The sequence below is a fragment of the Streptomyces sp. NBC_00557 genome, from assembly GCF_036345995.1.
In the GTDB taxonomy this organism is placed as follows: Bacteria; Actinomycetota; Actinomycetes; order Streptomycetales; family Streptomycetaceae; genus Streptomyces.
In genome coordinates this window covers 1,867,563-1,886,770 of the sequence record NZ_CP107796.1, presented here as the reverse complement: position 1 = coordinate 1,886,770, position 19,208 = coordinate 1,867,563, and the positions used below count along the sequence as shown (strand labels likewise).

19 protein-coding genes are annotated in these 19,208 nt (G+C 72.4%); 3 read left to right on the top strand and 16 right to left on the bottom strand.

Features of this window, described 5'->3' with window-relative positions; all coding sequences use genetic code 11:
• Positions 1-41 precede the first annotated feature (41 nt).
• Together OG956_RS07630 and OG956_RS07625 are read right to left on the bottom strand one after the other, a co-directional pair.
• Entirely contained in the window at positions 42-905 is an 864-nt protein-coding gene (locus tag OG956_RS07630; RefSeq protein ID WP_330337180.1) for a phosphotransferase enzyme family protein, read from the bottom strand.
• Positions 906-1,115: 210 nt separating this feature from the next.
• Complete coding sequence (locus OG956_RS07625; RefSeq protein ID WP_330337179.1) at positions 1,116-3,374, bottom strand: MMPL family transporter; 2,259 nt, start codon at positions 3,372-3,374, stop codon at positions 1,116-1,118.
• A gap of 397 nt (positions 3,375-3,771) precedes the next feature.
• On the opposite strand from OG956_RS07625, the gene OG956_RS07620 reads away from it, so the two are divergent.
• The 3 genes from OG956_RS07620 to OG956_RS07610 all read left to right on the top strand — a co-directional run bounded on the left by OG956_RS07620 (position 3,772) and on the right by OG956_RS07610 (position 5,994).
• Positions 3,772-4,323 carry a DUF1697 domain-containing protein gene (locus OG956_RS07620; protein ID WP_330337178.1) on the top strand — a complete coding sequence of 184 codons (552 nt, stop codon included), beginning with the start codon at positions 3,772-3,774 and terminating at the stop codon, positions 4,321-4,323.
• A gap of 72 nt (positions 4,324-4,395) precedes the next feature.
• Entirely contained in the window at positions 4,396-5,031 is a 636-nt protein-coding gene (locus tag OG956_RS07615) for a mycothiol-dependent nitroreductase Rv2466c family protein (RefSeq protein ID WP_330337177.1), read from the top strand.
• Between the two features lie 654 nt (positions 5,032-5,685).
• The gene (locus OG956_RS07610) at positions 5,686-5,994 is read left to right on the top strand and encodes a hypothetical protein (RefSeq protein ID WP_330337176.1); all 309 of its coding nucleotides are present in this window, start codon (positions 5,686-5,688) and stop codon (positions 5,992-5,994) included.
• Between the two features lie 24 nt (positions 5,995-6,018).
• Here the strand turns inward: OG956_RS07610 and OG956_RS07605 are convergent, their stop codons facing one another.
• From OG956_RS07605 to OG956_RS07540, 14 genes are all read right to left on the bottom strand, one after another.
• Positions 6,019-6,756 (bottom strand): sirohydrochlorin chelatase, encoded by a 738-nt coding sequence (locus OG956_RS07605; protein ID WP_330337175.1) that lies wholly within the window; start codon positions 6,754-6,756, stop codon positions 6,019-6,021.
• 1 nt (position 6,757) lies between these two features.
• Positions 6,758-7,642, bottom strand: a complete 885-nt coding sequence (locus tag OG956_RS07600; protein WP_330337174.1) for an ABC transporter permease — start codon at positions 7,640-7,642, stop codon at positions 6,758-6,760.
• Complete coding sequence (locus tag OG956_RS07595) at positions 7,629-8,432, bottom strand: ABC transporter ATP-binding protein (RefSeq protein ID WP_330342770.1); 804 nt, start codon at positions 8,430-8,432, stop codon at positions 7,629-7,631. The genes OG956_RS07600 and OG956_RS07595 overlap by 14 nt, the downstream gene beginning before the upstream one ends.
• Positions 8,433-8,444: 12 nt before the next feature.
• Positions 8,445-9,554, bottom strand: coding sequence for an aliphatic sulfonate ABC transporter substrate-binding protein (locus OG956_RS07590; RefSeq protein ID WP_330337173.1), 1,110 nt, complete (start codon positions 9,552-9,554; stop codon positions 8,445-8,447).
• A 238-nt stretch (positions 9,555-9,792) separates the two neighbouring features.
• Positions 9,793-11,127, bottom strand: coding sequence for a sulfate adenylyltransferase subunit 1 (locus OG956_RS07585; RefSeq protein ID WP_330337172.1), 1,335 nt, complete (start codon positions 11,125-11,127; stop codon positions 9,793-9,795).
• A 2-nt stretch (positions 11,128-11,129) separates the two neighbouring features.
• Complete coding sequence (gene cysD / locus OG956_RS07580; protein ID WP_330337171.1) at positions 11,130-12,065, bottom strand: sulfate adenylyltransferase subunit CysD; 936 nt, start codon at positions 12,063-12,065, stop codon at positions 11,130-11,132.
• Positions 12,062-12,598 (bottom strand): adenylyl-sulfate kinase, encoded by a 537-nt coding sequence (gene cysC / locus OG956_RS07575; RefSeq protein WP_330342769.1) that lies wholly within the window; start codon positions 12,596-12,598, stop codon positions 12,062-12,064. Before cysC ends, cysD begins: the two co-directional genes overlap by 4 nt.
• A 26-nt stretch (positions 12,599-12,624) precedes the next feature.
• Positions 12,625-13,335 (bottom strand): phosphoadenylyl-sulfate reductase, encoded by a 711-nt coding sequence (locus OG956_RS07570; RefSeq protein WP_330337170.1) that lies wholly within the window; start codon positions 13,333-13,335, stop codon positions 12,625-12,627.
• Complete coding sequence (locus tag OG956_RS07565; RefSeq protein WP_330337169.1) at positions 13,332-13,511, bottom strand: hypothetical protein; 180 nt, start codon at positions 13,509-13,511, stop codon at positions 13,332-13,334. Before OG956_RS07565 ends, OG956_RS07570 begins: the two co-directional genes overlap by 4 nt.
• 40 nt (positions 13,512-13,551) lie before the next feature.
• Complete coding sequence (locus OG956_RS07560; protein ID WP_330337168.1) at positions 13,552-15,249, bottom strand: nitrite/sulfite reductase; 1,698 nt, start codon at positions 15,247-15,249, stop codon at positions 13,552-13,554.
• Between the two features lie 128 nt (positions 15,250-15,377).
• Positions 15,378-15,461: a putative leader peptide gene (locus tag OG956_RS07555; RefSeq protein WP_310591794.1), complete on the bottom strand. Its 84-nt coding sequence runs from the start codon at positions 15,459-15,461 to the stop codon at positions 15,378-15,380.
• A 150-nt stretch (positions 15,462-15,611) separates the two neighbouring features.
• Positions 15,612-16,184 carry a GNAT family N-acetyltransferase gene (locus OG956_RS07550; RefSeq protein WP_330337167.1) on the bottom strand — a complete coding sequence of 191 codons (573 nt, stop codon included), beginning with the start codon at positions 16,182-16,184 and terminating at the stop codon, positions 15,612-15,614.
• A 64-nt stretch (positions 16,185-16,248) separates the two neighbouring features.
• Positions 16,249-17,583 carry a hypothetical protein gene (locus tag OG956_RS07545; protein ID WP_330337166.1) on the bottom strand — a complete coding sequence of 445 codons (1,335 nt, stop codon included), beginning with the start codon at positions 17,581-17,583 and terminating at the stop codon, positions 16,249-16,251.
• 174 nt (positions 17,584-17,757) lie between these two features.
• Positions 17,758-19,044 (bottom strand): GAF domain-containing protein, encoded by a 1,287-nt coding sequence (locus tag OG956_RS07540; protein ID WP_330337165.1) that lies wholly within the window; start codon positions 19,042-19,044, stop codon positions 17,758-17,760.
• Between the last annotated feature and the right edge of the window lie 164 nt (positions 19,045-19,208).

Genomic DNA, 19,208 nt, shown 5'->3' with positions numbered 1-19,208 from the left:
GCTCGGCTCGGACACCGGGTGCCTGAAAACACCGGAGCCCGTCAGAACGGGTACCAGCGGACGGTCTCGTCCCCGTCCCGCAGCGACGCGACCCGCCGCCGGAACTCGGCCAGCGCCTTCGGATTGCCCGGCGCGTGCTGGGCCACCCAGGCGCAGCTCGCCGTCTCCCGGGCGCCGCGCAGCACCGCACAGCCCTCCCACTCCCGCACGTCCCACCCGTACGTCCGGACGAAGGAGTCGTACGCCTCGGCCGGCAGCCCGTACCGGTCGCGGGAGAGCGCCATGACCACCAGGTCGTGTTCGCGCAGGTCGGCGGAGAAGGTCTCCAGGTCGACCAGGACCGGCCCGTCCGGTCCGACGTGCACATTGCGGGGCAGCGCGTCGCCGTGGACCGGCCCCGGCGGCAGATGGGGCGTCAGCGCGGCGGCCTGCGCCGCGAACCCGTCCCGGCGCGCGCGGAGGTAGGCGGCGTCCTCGGGGTCGATCGCGTCACCCGCCAGCCGCAGCCACCGCTCCACGCCGCCCAGCAGCTCGCGGGGCGGCAAGGCGAAAGGAGGAGAGGGCAGTGCGTGCACCAGGCGCAGCAGCCGGGCCAGATCGCGCGGTTCGGCGGGCCGCACCGGATCCGGCAGCCGGTGCCACACCGTCACCGGGTGGCCCTCGACCAGCCGCGGCTTCGGCTCGGCCGGCCGTACCGCCGGCACGCCCGCCTCGGCCAGCCAGCCGGCGATCTCCACCTCGCGCCGGGCCCGCTCCAGCAACTCGGCGTCCCGGCCCACCTTCACCACGAGGTCACCGGCCGCGAACACCGCGTTCTCGCCGAGGGCGAGCAGCGCCGCGTCCCCGGCCGGCCCCGGCACGACCCCCGCCGCGGCCAGTACACCCCGCGCCCGCGCCTCGTCCATCCCGCCGCCTCCACACCGTCCCGCTGTGCCGTCTGCCGTATCCGCCCAGTCTCGCATTGGCACAGGTCACCCATCAGGCACGCCCAGCACGGACGTGCCCCGAAGGGGCGCGGGGCCGTGTCGACATGCGGCTCCGCCGCGCGGGCGCGACCAGCCCCCACGCCCCGCATCCGCGCAGGGCCGTAACCGTCCCACCCGGTGGGCGCACCGTCACACCGGCAGCCGCTCCCGCTCGCCCTCCCCGCGTGCCTGCCGGAAGGCTCCGGCGTCGGGCCCCTCGTCGTGGGTCAGGTCGGGCAGCCGGTGCAGCCACTTCGGCAGGTACCAGTTGCGCTCGCCGAGCAGGGCCATCACGGCCGGCAGCAGCACACCGCGGATGACCGTCGCGTCGATGAGGACCGCCGCGGCCAGACCCACGCCCATCTGCTTCATGGACTGCATCGACAGTGTGCCGAAGATCGCGAACACGGCGACCATGATGACCGCGGCACTGGTGACGACGCCGGCCGTGGTGACCACGCCGTGCCGGATCGCGTCCTTCGTCGTACGGCCGCTCATCCGGGCCTCGCGGATCCGGGACACCACGAACACGTGGTAGTCCATCGACAGCCCGAACAGGATCACGAACAGGAACAGCGGCAGCCAGGTCACGATCGCGCCGACGCCCTGCGCGCCCACCAGCGACGCGCCCCAGCCGTGCTGGAAGACCGCGACGAGGATGCCGTACGCGGCGCCCACCGACAGCAGGTTGAGCACGATGGAGGTGATCGCGACGGTCAGCGAGCGGAACGACAGCAGCATCAGCAGGAAGGCGAAGACGATCACGAAGGCGAAGACCGGGACGACGGAGCCGAGCAGCTGGTCGTTGAAGTCGTGGTTGCCGGCCACCTGCCCGGTGATCGGCGCCTCGACGCCGTCCACCGTGCCGAGCGTGGCGGGCCGCACCTCGTCGCGCAGCTTGTCCAGGCTCCTGACCGCCCGGTCCATGTCGGAGCCGCCGACCAGCGGCACCGAGACCACGGCGACGTTCTGCGCGTCGTGCACCCGGATGTCGATCGGGCCGCGCGAGGCACCCGAGGAGATCGCCCGCTGCTGGAAGGCGGCGAGGGCCTGCCGCACCTCGGGCGCGCCGATGTCCTTGGCCTTGACGACGACCTGGGCCGGCTCGCTGCCGCCCGGGAAGGCGTCGTTGATCCGGTTGTAGGTCTGCACGATCGGCAGCGACGTGCCGAACTCCTGGTCCAGGGTGAGCTGCTGGGTCTTCATGCCGAGCGCGGGCGCCGCGACCGCCAGCAGGGCACCGGCCGCCACCACGACCGAGACCAGCGGCCTGGCCAGCACGGCGCGCAGCACGGCGGTCCAGAGCCGGCTGCCGTCGCCCGCGGCCCGCTTGCCGCCGCGCCGGCTCAGGAACGGGATGCGGCCCTTCTCCACGCGCTCGCCGAGCAGCGACAGCAGCGCCGGCAGGACGGTCACCGACCCGACCATGGCGACCGCGACCACCATCAGCGAGGCCAGGCCCATCGCCTCGAACTCGGCGAGCCCGGTGAACAGCATGCCCGCCATCGCCACGCACACCGTGACACCGGAGACGATGACCGCCCGTCCGCTGGTGGCGGCGGCGATCCTGAGGGCCGTGCCCGGGTCCCGCCCGGCCTGCCGCTCCTCGCGCTCGCGGCGCAGGTAGAACAGGCAGTAGTCGACGCCGACGGCCATACCGACCAGCAGCATCACGGAGTTGGCGGTGTCGCTCATCGGCTGCAGATGGCTGACGACGCCCATCAGGCCCATCGTCGCCATGATCGCGGTGATCGCGAGGGCCACCGGCAGCAGCGCCGCCACCAGGGCGCCGAAGGCGATCAGCAGGATGCCGAGCGCCACCGGCACCGCCGAGTACTCGGCCTGCTTGAAGTCGTCCCCGAAGGCGTCCTTGTACTGCTTCTGCATGCTGGCGCCGCCGATCTCCTCGATCCGCAGCGAGCCGTGCGCCTTCTGCACCCCGGCGACGGCGTTCAGCACCGGCTCCACCCGGTCGACGGCCGTCTTCGCGTCGCCGCGCATGTCGAACTGCACCAGCGCGCTGCGACCGTCGCGGGAGACGGTGTGCGTGTCGTACGGCGAGGTCACGGCCGTGACCTTCCCGGTGCCTTCGACCGCCTTCACCACGTCCGCGACGGCGGCCCGGAACTCGGCCGAAGTCGCCGTGAGACCACCGGACTTCGCCTGGATCAGCACGGTCTCCCCGGCCGGCTGCTTGATGCCTGCGTCGTCGATGATCTGCGCGGCGGTGTGTGTCTCGCCCTTGAGCTGGTTGTTCTCGTCGACGTCGACCCGGCCCGCCGCCGAGCCCAGCCCCATGGCCAGCACGACGAACAGCACCCATATGCCGACCGCCGCCCAGCGGTGCCGGGCACTCCAGCCGCCGGCGCGGGCGGCCAGCCCCCGCACCCGCACATCCCTGTTCCCCATCGCGGGCCTTCCCCCTCGTGTGCGGTGGCGACCGGGTGCCGCCACGTCTGCGCTTGCTCCGTACGACGGTATGAGCCGCCCGAGCACGGCTCGTCGTGCTGCCCGGTGAACTCGGCGGCCCGGGTGTCGGCACTGGGGAGGACGACGGCCCCTTACACCTATCGGGGCTTCCCCGGGAGGACCCTCGGGGTCGCGGCGGCCGTGGGACGTGGGCTGTCCGATCTGCCGCCGGTGCGGTGATGTGTGATTACGAAACCTTGTTGAACAAGTCACAGGCGCGTGGAGAGGTTGATACGGCACCCCCGGATCGGCCAGAGTTTCGCGGAGCCCGCCCCGCGCGGGCCCCGGCCGTCGTGCCCGCCCCCACGGGGCACGACGGCCGCTCTAGGCTGGCCGGATGACGACCTACGCGGCGCTGTTGCGCGGAATCAACGTCGGCGGCAGCAAGAAGGTGCCCATGGCCGACCTCCGCTCGCTGCTGGCCGGCCTCGGCCACACCGGTGTGCGGACCCATCTGCAGAGCGGCCAGGCCGTGTTCACCGCCGGCCACGGCGACGAGGCCTCGCTCGCGGCGGAGCTGAGCCGGGCGATCGAGGAGCGGTTCGGCTTCCCGGTCGACGTGATCGTGCGCGACCACGCCTATCTGAAGGCGGTCGCCGAGGCCTGCCCGTTCCCGGCCGCCGACCTCGCGCCCAGGCAGCTGCACGTCACGTACTTCTCCGCGCCGGTCACCCCCGACCGGTTCGCGCAGATCGACCCCGCCGCCCATCTCCCGGAGGAGTTCCGGCTCGGCGACCGCTGCCTGTACCTGTACGCCCCCGAGGGCCTCGGCCGTTCCAAGCTCGCCGAGGCCCTGTCCCGCCGGCCGGTGACCAAGGGCCTGATCGCCACGAGCCGCAACTGGAACACGGTGCTCAAACTGGTCGAGCTGACCGCTCCGGCCCGGTGACGGAATTGGACCGGTGAAGCGATCCCGCATTGGCCCGGGACGCTGAACCAATCGGGCACTAGCGTCACTGCCATGACGCACCGCGACACCGCCACCGGACCCGCACCGACCCGGGTCGACTTCTACTTCGACCCGGCCTGCCCCTTCGCCTGGATCACCTCCCGCTGGCTGCTGGAGGTCGAGCGGCTGCGCCCCCTCGATCTCCGGTTCCACGTGATGAGCCTCTTCCTGCACAACACCGGCAACGAACTCCCCGGCTGGTACCGGGACCTGGTCGACCGCTCCATCGGCCCGGTGCGGGTCGCCGTGGCCGCCGCCGAACGGCACGGCGAGACCGTGCTGCGCGACCTGTACACCGCGTTCGGCACGCGCATCCACGAGGCCCGGACGGAGGACTTCGACCGGGTCGTCGCCGAGTCACTCGCCGAGCTCGGGCTGCCGGCGGAGCTGTCGGCCGCCGCGCACGATCCGTCGTACGACGACGCGGTGCGCCGCAGCCACGAGGCCGGCGCCGAGCCGGAGACGGGCGGCTATGTGGGCACGCCGACCCTCCACGTCGACGGCACGGTGTGGTTCGGGCCCGTGCTGCGCGCCGTGCCGCGGGGCGAGGAGGCGGCCGGACTCTTCGACAGCTTCCGGGTGCTGGCCCGCCATCCCGACCTCTTCGAGCTCAAGCGCACCCGCACCGGCGCCCTCCGCTTCGACTGACGGCATCCGGGGGTGGCCGATAACCACCCCTCGTCCCCGCCGGGCGTGTGACACGCGGACCGCGCCCGGCGCAGAACGAAGAGCCGCCGCGGTCCGACGTCACAGGGGAGCGCCGGACCCGGCGGCCCCTGCCCTTTACCACGCGCCCTGCCTCCCGGGCCAGCCGTCGCCGAACCGCGCGACAAACGCGTCCCGCGGTCCCTAGGGTGAAGCGCGCAGACGGCCGGAAGGGGACGAGGGGCGGATGAGCGTGTTGGGCGGACCACCACCGGCGCCGGCACGGCATCCCGGGCGAGCGGCGGCCCGGCGGCCGGGAGCATGGGCGCGGCGCGGCAGCGTACGCGGGGCGCCCGACCACCGGCTCGTGCGCCGCGTGACAGCGGTGCCCCGCGCGCCCCTCACCGCCTCCGGTGCCTGGTCAACGGACACCGATCACCTGGACGGGTGGCGATTTTCGGCCTTCTCGGCCGCGTATGCGGGTGCCACCCCTCACCGGCCCGCTGCATGGCGGCCCCTGGCCGCCGGGCACCGGCCCGCGACACCGGTGACGTCGGCCGCCCCAACGCCTTCGGCAGCCAGATCCCGGCCGCCCGCGGCGAAGCCGTAGCCATCCCACCGCCGAAGACTCCTTCGGACCACAAGCGAGGACACCGCATGAGCAGCTACACCTTCGGGAACGGCCCCGCCGACTTCAGTCACATCGACCTCCGCAACGGACCGCCGGACCTCGAGACCCTCATGGCCGTCGCCGACCGGCTCACCGAGGCCCTGCGGGCCGAGTACCCGGGGATCGCCGGCAACGGGGAGGTCATCCAGGCGGAGCTGGCGCTGTCCGCCGAGGACGGCCTGCCGCCCAACCGGGGCCGGATCCGCACCGCGCTGGAGAACGTCGCCATCACCGCGGGCGCCGGCACCGCCAGCCTCAACTACACCCGGCAGCTCCTCACCGGGCTCGATCTGTGACCCGCTGAGGACGCCGGGGACCGGTCAGGCGCCCAGGGCCGTCAGCGCCGGACGGCGCGCGGCGTCGTAGCGTTCCAGCAGCACCCGCGCCACCTCGGGCGCCGGGCCCAGCACGTCCGCCAGTACGTCCGCCCCGGCCGCGCCCCGCGCGATGCGGTCCGGCAGAAAGCCGGGGGCCAGGACGTACGGCGCGACGGCCACCCGCGCGCACCCGAGGGCGCGCAGCTCGGCCACGGCGTCCTCGGTGCGCGGAAGGGATGCGGAGGCGAACGCAGGCCGCACGGCGCACCAACCGGTGTGCCGCCACTCCCGCGCGATTGCTGCGATCACTGCGATCGCCTCCGGGTCGGTGGACCCCGCCGAGGCCAGCACGACCCCGGTCGAGGACTTGTCGGCGGGCGTCAGCCCCGCCTCGTACAGCCGCCGCTCCAGCGCCGCCCGCAGCAGCGGTGACGGACCGAGCACATCGGCCTGCCGGATCCGCAGCCGGGACGGCGCCTGGCGCAGCACGGCCGGGATGTCGGCCTTGGCGTGGAAGGCGCGGGTCAGCAGCAGCGGCAGCGCCACCACGTCCCGCACCCCGTCGCCGTCCAGCGACTGCAGCACCCCGTGCACGGACGGCACGTTGAAGTCCAGGAACCCGGTCTCCACGCGCAGCCCCGGCCGCATCGACCGGACCCGCTCCACCAGGGCGTGCACGGTGCGGGCATGCCGCGGATCACGGCTGCCGTGGGCGATGACGAGGAGCACGGGCTCGTTCATGTCAGCCCTTCACCAGCAGCCCGCGGCTGCGCAGCACCCAGCGCTCCAGCGGGCTGAAGATCAGCAGGTCGATGGCGATGCCGACGAACAGGATGAGCAGGATGGCCTCGAACACCATGGCCATGTCGCTGGCGGTGCGGGCGTTCTCCAGCAGCTGGCCGAGGCCCGTGCCCAGGTCGGGGAAGTTCGCGATGATCTCGGCGGCCATGAGCGAGCGCCAGGAGAAGGCCCAGCCCTGCTTCATGCCGGCCACATACCCGGGGAGCGCGGCCGGCAGGGTGACGTGCCAGGTGCCCCTGACGCCGGTCGCGCCCATGGTGCGGCCCGCGCGCAGGAACAGCGGCGGCACCTGGTCCACGCCGGACACCAGCCCGTTGGCGATGGACGGCACGGCGCCGAGCAGGATCACCGCGTACATCATCGAGTTGTTCAGGCCCAGCCAGATCACCGCGGGCGGCACCCACGCCACCGACGGCAGGGACTGCAGGCCGGACAGGATCGGGCCGATGGCCGCGCGCACGAACCTCACCCGGGCCACCAGCAGACCCAGCGGGGTGCCGATCAGCAGCGCGAAGCAGAAGCCGAGCAGACCCCGCGAGACGCTGGTCCAGATGTAGCCGAGCAGCTTGCCCTGCAGCCAGTCGTTGCGGAAGGCGTGCCAGACCGCACCCGGGGTGGGCAGCTTGGTCGGGTCGTCGACGATCTTCAGAGTGATCAGGCCCTGCCAGACCACCAGGACCACCACGACCGCGGTGATCGGCGGGACCACCTTGTCGACAAAGGTCCGGCGCAGCGGCGTACCGCCCGGCTGCGCGGTCTCCAGCGCGTCGAGGCCCGCCTCCACGCTCCCCGTCTCGGGAGAGGTCGTCGTCTCAGTGCTGGCCATGGCGGCGGATCTCCCCACGCAGTACCTCGGTGATCTCCAGGGACAGTTCCGCCACGGGCGCGTCCTCGATGCGGCGCGGCTGCGGAATGCCGACCTCCCACTGGCGGGCCACCCGGCCCGGACGGGAGGAGAGCAGCACGACCCGCTGGGCGAGCCGCACCGCCTCGCGCACGTTGTGCGTCACGAACAGCACCGACACGCCGGTCTCCGACCAGATCCGGGTCAGCTCGTCGTGCAGCACGTCGCGGGTGATGGCGTCCAGCGCCGCGAACGGCTCGTCCATCAGCAGCAGACTGCTCTCCTGCGCCAGCGCGCGGGCCATCGCCACCCGCTGCCGCATACCGCCCGACAGCTCGTGGACACGCTTGCCGTACGCGCCCTTCAGCCGGACCAGTTCGAGCAGTTCCTCGGCCTTGCCGCGCCGCACGGGCTTGGGCACCCCCCTGAGCTTCAGGGCGAGTTCGATGTTCTTGCCCGCGGTCAGCCACGGGAACAGGGCGTGCTCCTGGAACATCAGAGCCGGGCGGCCGTCCGTGGTGATGGACCCGGCGGTGGGCCGGTCCAGGCCCGCCACCAGGTTCAGCAGGGTGGACTTGCCGCAGCCCGAGGCCCCCAGGAGGGTGACGAACTCGCCGGGCGCGACATCGAGGCTGATGTCGTCCAGGACGAGCTGCTGCCCGCCGGGTGTCGGAAACGACTTCGAGACGTGCTCGAGGCGTGCGGCGTACTCGACCGACTCAGCGGCCTTGGCGAGGGTCGTGGCCACGGTCGTCACCTCCTGGGAACTGATCGGGAACGGGCGTCAGCTGGTGCCGAGACCGGCGGCGTCGACCGGGCTCTCGCCCGCGGCCTTGAGGACCTTGTTGAGGATCGTCAGGTCGTAGATCCCCTTCAGGTCCGGCTTGTCCAGCAGGCCGGCCTTGACCGCGTGCGCCGCCTCCGTGTTGAGGGTGGAGGCCAGCGGGTCGTCGGTGAACTGGATGGACTTCCAGGCCGGGTCGAGGACGTTCGCCGGCAGCGCCTTGCCGGAGTCCGCCGCCAGCTGCTTGTTCGCCGCCGCCTTCGCCTGGTCCGGGTTGGCGTTGATCCACTTGTTGGCCTCGACGGATGCCTTCAGCACCGCCTCGACGGCCTTCGGGTGCTCCTTCAGGAAGGCCTGCCGCACGATGATGTTCGTGATCACGAACTTCCTGTCCGGCCACAGCGACGACTCGTCCAGCAGCACCTTGCCGCCCTCGGCGACCAGCTTGGACGCGGTCGGCTCCGGCACCCAGGCGCCGTCGATCGACCCCGCCTTGAACGCGTCCGGGGTGACCTTGTTGTCGCTGCGGACGACCGTGACGTCACCCTTGCCGCTCTGCGCGTCGACCTTCCAGCCCTGCTCGGCCGCCCAGTTGAGGAACGCCACGTCCTGCGTGTTGCCCAGCTGAGGGGTGGCGATCCTCTTGCCCTTGACGTCCTTGAGGGACGAGATCTTCTTCGGGTTCACGACCAGCTTCACCCCGCCGGAGGCCGAACCGCCGATGATCTTCAGGCTCTTGCCGTTCGACTTGGTGTAGCCGTTGATCGCGGGGGAGGGGCCGATCCAGCCGATGTCGATGGAGCCGGAGTTGAGGGCCTCGATCTCCGACGGACCGGCGTTGAAGGTGGCGTAGTCCGCCTTGGTGGCGCCCAGCTCCTTCTGGAAGAGACCCTGTTCACGGCCGACCAGCGCGGTGGCGTGGGTCAGGTTGCCGAAGTAGCCGATCTTGACGGAGTCGAGTCCGTCGATCTTCTTGGCGCCGGCGGCGACCTTGGTGGTGTCGTCGTTCTTGGACTCGGACCCGTAGCCGCAGGCAGCGAGGGTGAGCAGGGGGAGTGCGGCGAACGCGGCCAGGCCGCGGCGGAACAGTTTTGAGCGGTTGGCAGGCACGGGAGGGTTTCCTCTCGTTGGCCCGGCGGTCACGGTCTCTCAGGTCGTGGCCGGGAGTTCGGCAAAGGGTCTTCGTCGTTTCCGGGACGACACCGGGTGGGGGGACGGGGCGCGCAAGCGGTGCGCGTACGTCAGCGCACACATCGGGCCACCCCGCCCTGCCCGCTGCCGAGGGCGCCGCTGCCGACGCGGCCGCCCTCCTTCGCGAACGTCGAGTAGACGTCGGTCGTCGTCATGCTCAGAAGTCCCAGCCGTCGTCGTCGGCGGCGTCCTTGACCGGCTCCGGCGTGGCGAACGACTCGCCGACCATGCCCGCGGTCAGCGTGGTGCCGTCGCTCGGGTCGATCAGGATGAAGGAGCCGGTGCGCCGGGAGTCGGCGTAGGAGTCCACCGGCAGCGGCTCGGCGGTACGGATCTTCACCCGGCCGATGTCGTTGGCGACCAGCTGCCCCGGGTGCGGGTGCAGCGACAGGTCGTCCAGCGTGAGCCGGGACGGGATGTCCTTCACGATCGCCTTGACCGTGCGGGTGCCGTGCTTGAGCAGCACCCGGTGGCCGACGGTCAGCGGGGCGTCGGCCACATGGCAGACGGTCGCCTCCACGTCCTGCGTGGTGGGCGGCGCGTCCTTCGTCGGCACGATCAGGTCGCCGCGCGAGACGTCGATGTCGTCCTCGAGCAGCACCGTCACCGACTGCGTCGTCCACGCCACGTCCACCGGCACGCCCAGCAGGTCGATGCCGGAGATCCGCGTCGTCCGCCCGGACGGCAGGACCGTGACCTCCTCGCCCACCCGGAAGGTGCCGGCCGCGATCTGGCCCGCGTAGCCCCGGTAGTCCGGGTGCTCGGCGGTCTGCGGCCGGATCACGTACTGCACGGGCAGCCGGGCGTGGCAGTGCGCCAGGTCGTGGCTGACCGGCACGGTCTCCAGGTGCTCCAGGACGGTCGGGCCGCCGTACCAGTCCATGTTCGCGCTCGGCTCCACCACGTTGTCGCCGGCGAGCGCCGAGATCGGGATCGCGGTCACCTCGGGCACGCCCAGCTCCAGCGCGTACGCCGTGAACTCCTCGGCGATCGCCGCGAACACGCCCTCCTGGTAGCCGACGAGGTCCATCTTGTTGACCGCGAGCACCACGTGCGGGACGCGCAGCAGGGCGGCGATGGCCGCGTGCCGGCGGGTCTGCTCGACCACGCCGTTGCGGGCGTCGACCAGGATCACGGTCAGCTCGGCGGTGGAGGCGCCGGTGACCATGTTCCGGGTGTACTGCACATGGCCCGGCGTGTCCGCCAGGATGAACCGGCGCCGCGGCGTGGCGAAGTAGCGGTAGGCCACGTCGATGGTGATGCCCTGCTCCCGCTCGGCGCGCAGGCCGTCCGTGAGCAGCGCCAGGTCCGGGCCGTCCTGACCGCGGCTCGCGGAGGCCCGCTCCACGGCCTCCAGCTGGTCGGCGAGGACCGACTTGGAGTCGTGCAGCAGCCGTCCCACGAGCGTGGACTTGCCGTCGTCGACGGAGCCCGCGGTGGCGAACCGCAGCAGGGTGGTGGCCGAGAGCGCCTCGGTCGTGGTCGTGCTCATGCTTAGAAGTACCCCTCGCGCTTGCGGTCTTCCATCGCGGCCTCGGACAGCTTGTCGTCGGCACGGGTCGCGCCCCGCTCGGTGAGCCGGGACGCGGCGATCTCGGCGATCACGGCGTCCAGCGTGGTCGCGTCGGAGTCGACGGCGCCGGTGCAGGACATGTCCCCGACGGTGCGGTAGCGCACGAGCCGCTTCTCGACGGTCTCGCCCTCCTTCGGGCCGCCCCACTCACCGGCCGTCAGCCACATGCCGCCCCGCCGGAACACCTCGCGCTCGTGCGCGAAGTAGATCTGCGGCAGCTCGATGCCCTCCCGGGCGATGTACTGCCACACGTCCAGCTCGGTCCAGTTCGACAGCGGGAACACCCGCACGTGCTCACCCGGGGCGTGCCGGCCGTTGTACAGGTTCCACAGCTCCGGGCGCTGCCGGCGCGGGTCCCACTGGGAGAACTCGTCGCGCAGGGAGAACACCCGCTCCTTGGCGCGGGCCTTCTCCTCGTCCCGGCGGCCGCCGCCGAACACCGCGTCGAACTTCTCGCTCTGGATCTTCTCCGTCAGCGGAAGCGTCTGCAGCGGGTTGCGGGTGCCGTCCGGGCGCTCCTTGAGCACACCCCGGTCGATGTAGTCCTGCACCGAGGCCACATGCAGACGCAGGCCGTGCCGGGCCACCGTACGGTCCCGGTACTCCAGCACCTCCGGGAAGTTGTGCCCGGTGTCCACGTGCAGCAGCGAGAACGGCACCGGCGCCGGCGCGAACGCCTTCAGCGCCAGGTGCAGCATGACGATCGAGTCCTTGCCGCCGGAGAACAGGATCACCGGGTTCTCGAACTCGCCCGCCACCTCGCGGAAGATGTGCACCGCCTCGGACTCGAGGGCGTCCAGGTGCGACAGGGCGTACGGGCTCTCCGTACCTTCCTCGACCTCGGTCACGGTCGTCATGCCAGTCCCCTCTCGCTCAGCAGCGCGTACACCGACGCGGCCGACTCCTGCACCGTCTGGTTCTGCGACTCGATCCGCAGATCGGGCGTCTCCGGCTCCTCGTACGGGTCGTCGACGCCGGTCAGCCCGGTCAGCTCGCCCGCGGCCTGCTTGGCGTACAGGCCCTTGACGTCCCGTACGGAGCACACCTCGACCGGGGTCGCGACGTGCACCTCCAGGTACGTCGTGCCGTTCGCCTCGTGCCGCTTGCGCACCGCGTCCCGGCTGTCCGCGTACGGCGCGATGACCGGGACGAGCACCTTCACGCCGTTGCGGGCGAGGAGTTCGGCGACGAAGCCGATGCGCTGCACGTTGGTGTGCCGGTCCTCGCGGGAGAAGCCGAGGCCCGCCGAGATGAACTCGCGGATCTCGTCGCCGTCGAGCACCTCGACGCGGTGGCCCCCGGCGCGCAGCCGGCCGGCCAGCTCGTGGGCGATGGTGGTCTTGCCGGCGCTCGGCAGACCCGTGAGCCAGACGGTGGCTCCGGTGGTCACGTCGTTCTCCTGGTTCTGGTCGGTCGTCATCCGTGCAGTCCGCACTCGGTCTTGGCGCGGCCCGCCCAGCGGCCGGCACGCGCGTCCTCGCCCTCGAGGACCCGGCGGGTGCACGGGGCGCAGCCGATGGAGGCGTAGCCGTCCGTCAGCAGCGGGTTGGTCAGCACGCCGTGCTCGGCGACGTAGGCGTCCACGTCGTCCTGCGTCCAGCGGGCGATCGGGGAGACCTTGACCTTCTGCCGCTTGGCGTCCCAGCCGACGACCGGGGTGTTCGCCCGGGTCGGGGACTCGTCGCGGCGCAGGCCGGTCGCCCACGCCTGGTAGGCCTTCAGCCCCTCTTCGAGCGGCTTGACCTTGCGCAGCGCGCAGCACAGGTCGGGGTCGCGGTCGTGCAGCCTCGGGCCGTACTCGGCGTCCTGCTCGGCGACCGTCTGCCTCGGGGTGAGCGTGATGACGTTGACGTCCATCACGGCCGCCACGGCGTCACGGGTGCCGATGGTCTCCGGGAAGTGGTAGCCGGTGTCGAGGAAGACGACGTCCACGCCCTTGCGCACACGCGAGGCGAGATGGGCGACGACGGCGTCCTCCATGGAGGAGGTGACGCAGAACTTCGTGCCGAAGGTGTCCACCGCCCACTGGAGGATCTCCAGCGCGGAGGCGTCCTCCAGGTCCCGGCCCGCCTGCTCGGCGAGCGCCTGCAACTCCTCGGCGGTGCGGTCCTGCTGAGCGGTCGTCATGACTCGTCCCCTCCGTTGTCGGCTCGCTGCAGGCCCCGGGCGAGCAGCCCGAGGAACTTCAGCCGGAATGCGCGGTTGCACGCCCCGCATTCCCAGGCGCCGTGGCCCTCTTCGCTCGGACGCAGGTCCTCGTCGCCGCAGTAGGGGCAGTAGAACGGCGCGGCACGCTCACTCACGACAGCGCCTCCCCTTCATGCGCGGCCCGGTTCGCCTGGTTCACGACAGCGCCTCCTCGGAAGCCCGGGCCGCCCAGGTCGCGAAGCGCTCGCCGTCCTGGCGTTCGGCCTGGAACCGCTTCAGGACCCGCTCGATGTAGTCGGGCAGCTCCTCCGCGGTGACCTTCAGGCCGCGCACCTTGCGGCCGAAGCCGGCCTCCAGCCCGAGCGCGCCGCCGAGGTGCACCTGGTAGCCCTCGACCTGCTCGCCCTTGTCGTTCAGGACCAGCTGGCCCTTGAGACCGATGTCCGCGACCTGGATACGGGCGCAGGCGTTCGGGCAGCCGTTGAGGTTGATGGTGATCGGCTCGTCGAAGTCCGGCAGGCGGCGCTCCAGTTCGTCGATGAGCGAGGCGCCGCGCTGCTTGGTCTCGACGATGGCGAGCTTGCAGAACTCGATGCCGGTGCAGGCCATGGTGCCGCGCCGGAAGGACGACGGACGCGCGGTGAGGTCCAGCGCCTCCAGGCCCTCGACCAGCGAGTCGACCTTGTCCTGCTCGACGTCCAGGACGATCATCTTCTGCTCGACGGTGGTGCGCACCCGGCCCGAGCCGTGCGCCTCCGCGAGATCGGCGATCTTCGTCAGCGTGGCGCCGTCGACGCGGCCGACCCGCGGGGCGAAACCGACGTAGTAGCGGCCGTCCTTCTGCCGGTGCACACCGATGTGGTCGCGCCACTGCTGCACGGGCTGCTCGGGCGCGGGCCCGTCGGTCAGCTTGCGCCCCAGGTACTCGTCCTCCAGCACCTGACGGAACTTCTCCGCGCCCCAGTCGGCGACGAGGAACTTCAGGCGGGCCCGGTTGCGCAGCCGGCGGTAGCCGTAGTCACGGAAGATCGAGATGACGCCCTCGTAGACGTCCGGGACCTCGTCGATCGGCACCCAGGCGCCCAGTCGCACACCGAGCTTGGGGTTGGTGGACAGGCCGCCGCCCACCCACAGGTCGAAGCCCGGGCCGTGCTCGGGGTGCCGTACGCCGACGAACGCCACGTCGTTGATCTCGTGCACGACGTCCAGCAGCGGCGAACCCGAGATGGCCGTCTTGAACTTCCGGGGGAGGTTCGAGTACGCCTTGTTGTTCAGGACGCGGCGCTTCATCTCCTCCAGCGCCGGCGTCGCGTCGATGATCTCGTCCTCGGCGATGCCCGCCACCGGGGAGCCGATCATCACACGCGGGGTGTCACCGCAGGCGGTCACGGTGGACAGGCCCACGGCCTCCAGCCGCTCCCAGATCTCGGGCACGTCCTCGACCCGGATCCAGTGGTACTGCACGTTCTGCCGGTCGGTGATGTCCGCGGTGCCGCGCGCGAACTCCTGGGAGATCTCCCCGATGACGCGCAGTTGCCGGGTGGTCAGCGCACCGCCGTCGATGCGGACCCGCATCATGAAGTAGCGGTCGTCCAGCTCCTCCGGCTCCAGCACCGCGGTCTTGCCGCCGTCGATGCCGGGCTTGCGCTGGGTGTACAGCCCCCACCAGCGCATCCGGCCGCGCAGGTCGCTGGGGTCGATGGAGTCGAAACCGCGCTTGGAGTAGATCGTCTCAATGCGTGTCCGCACATTGAGACCGTCGTCGTCCTTCTTCACCTGCTCGTTTCCGTTGAGCGGGGTGAAATGGCCTACGGCCCACTGACCCTCGCCGCGGTGACGGCTCACCTTGCGGCGGGGCGCGGAGGCGGCGGGGTTCGGCGGAGTGGCGGCCATGGTTCTACGTCCTTCGGGACCGGTGGGCATCGGCACTTGACCAGCGCGTATGGGCGCACGCGGACAGGCGTGCGCGTCCTTGCGCAGGCGGATTCGGAAAGAGGGGTGTCTCGGCGGTGCTGGAGCGGTCAGCGGGCCGGACAGATGGCGCTGGACATGCGGCCGAGGTCGACGTGCCGCCGACTCACCAAGGCAATTCCAGTTCCAGACATGACGGAAGCGTGTCACGGCGATCTGGACACAGTCCAGCTTTATCCATGATGCGGACACCCTGGTCTCGGAATATGGGACGAGGGTGTCGTCGCTCACATGCGTCGCCGGGGGGCTTGTCCCGGCTGGTCAGGCGGGGTATCGGGCGGAGGTCAGGCCTGGTGCGCGCCCGGCCAGGGCCCCGGTGCCGGCACCTCCGGCTCCAGCTCGACCTTCGTGTCGAACAGCGTGAAGCCGCGCCGCCGGTAGTTGTCCAGCGCGAACTCGCCGTCCTTGCTGCAGGTGTGCAGCCACACCCGCTTCGTCGGCGCCCGCCCCGGCCACCGCTCGGCGAGGTCCCAGGCGCGGGCCGTGCCGTACGCCAGCAGATGGCCGCCGATGCGCCGGCCGCGGAACGCCGGGAGCAGACCGAAGTAGACGATCTCGACCACGCCCTCGTCCTGCGGCTCCAGCTCCACGTAACCGGCCGGGGTGCCCCGCTCGTAGGCCACCCAGGTCTCCACGCCGGGCCGCTCCAGGTACTCCCGCCACCGCGCGTACGTCCAGCCGAGCCGGTCGGTCCAGCGGATGTCGCCGCCGACCGAGGCGTACAGGAAGCGGCTGAACTCGGGGGAGGGCACCTCGGCGCGCACGATCCGCACATCGCCCTCGGGCGCGGCGGCGGGCAGGAGATCGTCCGGCGAGGTCTGCTCCAGAGACCAGGTGGTGACAGGAACGCTGCTCATGCGGGTCAGGGAACCATCCCGCCGCCGGGTCTGTCGATCGGCTGCGTCCCGGCGCCGCCCGCGGTCACCTCAGGGATCTGTCCAGGTCGGCCAGGGGCGTGCTGAACAGCATCCGGTCCGACACGGACCACACCTCGCCCGTCGCCTGCCAGTAGGACAGGGAGCCCGCCGCCTCGGCCCAGCAGCGGTGCGAGCCGTCCGCACCGCAGGACGCGGCCTTCGCCCCGGCGGCGTCCTGCCGCCACAGCGCGCCGTGGCCGTCCCGGGAGCCGGGCAGCCGTCCCACATACCAGGACGCGCCGTCCGCTCCGGGCTGCCGGTACGACAGCACACCCCGGATCCCGGCCGCCCGGGTCCGGTACGCCTCCACCGCCGCCGCCCGCCCCCGGGCGTCCGTGGCGAGCAGCCCCGCGCGGGCCGGGGAGGTGCTGAACGCATAGCGCCACAGCCGGGCGTTCCGGCCGCCGTCCGGCGCGGTCCACTCCGCGGCGACGAGGCTGTCCGGCACGGTGCCCCGGTCGAGCGCGAGCGCGCCGGGACAGGGCGGCCCGGAGCGGGTGCAGCGGCCCGCGGTGAAGCGGTAGGAGCCGATCGCGGGCATCACGTACCGGTACCCGTCGGCCGACCAGCCGCCCGGCACGCGGCCGATCGCGGGCCCGTCGACACCGACGCGCTGGATCCGGTCCAGGTCGTACACATACAGCGCGTCCGCGCCGCCCGTCCTCGCGGTGACCAGCAGCTTGTCCTGGTACCAGACCATCCCGGAGATCCCCGAGGACAGCCCCCGGTAGTCCCGGCCGCCGTCGACCGGCACCACCAGCAGCACCCACCGGTAGGCGAGGCGGGCGGGATCGTCGGCGTTCACGAAGGCGACCCGGGCCAGGCCCCGCTCGGCGGCCCGGCCGGTGGTGGTGCTGTGGGTCCAGCCCGCCAGCACGACCCGGTGCGCGCCCCACACGCCGTCGTCGTCGGCGTCCCCGGAGGTGGTCACCGACGCCGGGCGCCAGGCGGTGCCGGCGGAGTCGGCCCGGTCCCAGCACCAGGCGCGGGCGGGAGCCGGGGCGACCGGCAGCGACGCCCGGTCGGCGGAGGAGCAGCCGGCGGAGGTGCGCATCGCGCGGTCGGCGCTCGCCAGCACGGCGTCGACGCCGACCGGGCGGCCCATCGCGGCGGAGAGCCGGTCCAGGGTGCGGGCGGGCACCAGCCGCTCCTGGAGCCGGAGCCGGCCGGTGCCGGCGGGGGAGGAGAGCGGCTTGAGCGCGCCGGGGCTGTCCGTGACGTCCGCCTGGGACACGCTGATCAGGGTGGCGGCCGCGGTGAGCGCCAGCGCGGTCCCGGTCAGGACCGCGCGCAGCGCGGCGCCCCTGCGGCGCCGGCGGTGTCTGCCGCGATGCTTCATCTCGTCCCCTTCTCCGGGGCCCTTTCGCCGCCGGGGCGCACCGGCCGGTGCCGTGCCAACTGCGCCCGATGATCCGAACGTTGACCCGTGAAGCGGCTGCGAGGCCCGCAAGCGATGCTACGGCAGCAACGGCCCGCGCACGGCGAAGACCCCGCAAATACCCGGAACACACCCTCACCTGGCCCCGCGCCCGCCGCCCGGCGCGGCCGCCCGCCCCCGCGTGACCGCCGGCGCCGACGAGAAGGGCAGCAGGTCACGGGGATCGTCGGGGAGCAGCATCTCGACCTCCGCGTCCTCACGGAACCGGTACGGCCGGTGCTGCAGGAGTTCCCCGCAGTACCGCCGGATCCGGGACATCTCCGCCCGCACCGTCACCGTGCGTGAGGGATCCCCGAACAGATCCTCCGCCAGGGCCGCCGCCCCGCGGCCGGACCGGTGCACGGCGAGCAGATACAGCAACTCCGCGTGCCGGGGGCTCAGCTCCCGCGACCAGGAGCCCGCCGCACCCGACACCGTCAGCGCGGCGTGCCCCGGCCGCGCCAGATCCAGCACGATCCGCGCGGGCGCCCCGGCCGGCTCCTCGGCCACCCGCAGCAGCCAGCCCCCGGCCAGCGGCTCCACCGCGCACGAGCCCAGCCCCGGCAGCCACCGGCGGCCCGGCGCCAGCGACTTGGGCAGCGCCACCCGCCGCACGTACGGCATCCCGGACACCGCCGCCGACCAGCCGTCCCGGTCCACCACCAGCGCCCGCCCCGCCAGCCGGGCCAGCACCGGCGCCGCCACCGCCCGCAGCCGCTCCAGCGAGTCCCGGTGCAGCTCCCGCAGCCGCGCCTCGGCGAGCTTGGCCACCGAGTCCACCCAGGCGAGGGTCGCCGGATGCATGGTCTCCAGCGGGCCGCTGACATCCACCACACCGATCAGCCGGCCGTCCCGCGGATCGGTGATCGGCGCTCCCGTGCACGTCCAGGAGGTGTGCGAGCGCACGAAGTGCTCGGACGCGAAGACCTGCACGGGCCGCCGTACGACCGCCGCGGTGCCCACCCCGTTGGTGCCGACGACGTCCTCCCGCCAGTCCGCGCCGAGTTCGAAACCCAGCCCGTCCGCCTTGCGCAGCACCGGCGAGGCGCCCTCGCGCCACAGCACCCGCCCGTCGGCGTCCGCGACGACCATGATGTGCTGGGCCGCGTCGGCGACCGAAAGCAGACCCTGCCGCAGCACCGGCAGCACATGTCTGAGCGGTGACTCCTCACGCCGGCGCCGCACTTCGTCGCCGGACAGCAGCCCCGACCTGAAGTCGCGGTCGGGGTCCACGCCGCTGCGCAGCATCCGGCCCCAGGACTGCTCGATCACCGGCCGGGGCGCGATCCTCGCCCGCTGACCGGCAAGGGTGGCGTCGCGTACCTCGCTCAGCAGCCGCGCCGCCTGCATCGCGTCCACGGCGGCCAGGCGCGCCACGTTCATCGGCGGGTTCACCACGGGGGTCCTCCCGGAAGGGCGTCGAACATCCTTGTCAAGCCGTCCGGGCGGCGGTTTCCGGTCCGGCTGTGCCCTCTCATCTTGCCGCTGCGGGCAGGCCGGAGGCACACACTCCGCGCACGTGCGCCGACGAATTGCAACCCCCTGCA

Coding starts and splice junctions, on each gene's coding strand:
- OG956_RS07630 (WP_330337180.1), bottom strand. CDS start 905: ATGGACGAGGCGCGGGCGCGGGGTGTACTGGCCGCGGCGGGGGTCGTG.
- OG956_RS07625 (WP_330337179.1), bottom strand. CDS start 3,374: ATGGGGAACAGGGATGTGCGGGTGCGGGGGCTGGCCGCCCGCGCCGGC.
- OG956_RS07620 (WP_330337178.1), top strand. CDS start 3,772: ATGACGACCTACGCGGCGCTGTTGCGCGGAATCAACGTCGGCGGCAGC.
- OG956_RS07615 (WP_330337177.1), top strand. CDS start 4,396: ATGACGCACCGCGACACCGCCACCGGACCCGCACCGACCCGGGTCGAC.
- OG956_RS07610 (WP_330337176.1), top strand. CDS start 5,686: ATGAGCAGCTACACCTTCGGGAACGGCCCCGCCGACTTCAGTCACATC.
- OG956_RS07605 (WP_330337175.1), bottom strand. CDS start 6,756: ATGAACGAGCCCGTGCTCCTCGTCATCGCCCACGGCAGCCGTGATCCG.
- OG956_RS07600 (WP_330337174.1), bottom strand. CDS start 7,642: ATGGCCAGCACTGAGACGACGACCTCTCCCGAGACGGGGAGCGTGGAG.
- OG956_RS07585 (WP_330337172.1), bottom strand. CDS start 11,127: ATGAGCACGACCACGACCGAGGCGCTCTCGGCCACCACCCTGCTGCGG.
- cysD (WP_330337171.1), bottom strand. CDS start 12,065: ATGACGACCGTGACCGAGGTCGAGGAAGGTACGGAGAGCCCGTACGCC.
- OG956_RS07570 (WP_330337170.1), bottom strand. CDS start 13,335: ATGACGACCGCTCAGCAGGACCGCACCGCCGAGGAGTTGCAGGCGCTC.
- OG956_RS07560 (WP_330337168.1), bottom strand. CDS start 15,249: ATGGCCGCCACTCCGCCGAACCCCGCCGCCTCCGCGCCCCGCCGCAAG.
- OG956_RS07555 (WP_310591794.1), bottom strand. CDS start 15,461: ATGTCTGGAACTGGAATTGCCTTGGTGAGTCGGCGGCACGTCGACCTC.
- OG956_RS07550 (WP_330337167.1), bottom strand. CDS start 16,184: ATGAGCAGCGTTCCTGTCACCACCTGGTCTCTGGAGCAGACCTCGCCG.
- OG956_RS07545 (WP_330337166.1), bottom strand. CDS start 17,583: ATGAAGCATCGCGGCAGACACCGCCGGCGCCGCAGGGGCGCCGCGCTG.
- OG956_RS07540 (WP_330337165.1), bottom strand. CDS start 19,044: ATGAACGTGGCGCGCCTGGCCGCCGTGGACGCGATGCAGGCGGCGCGG.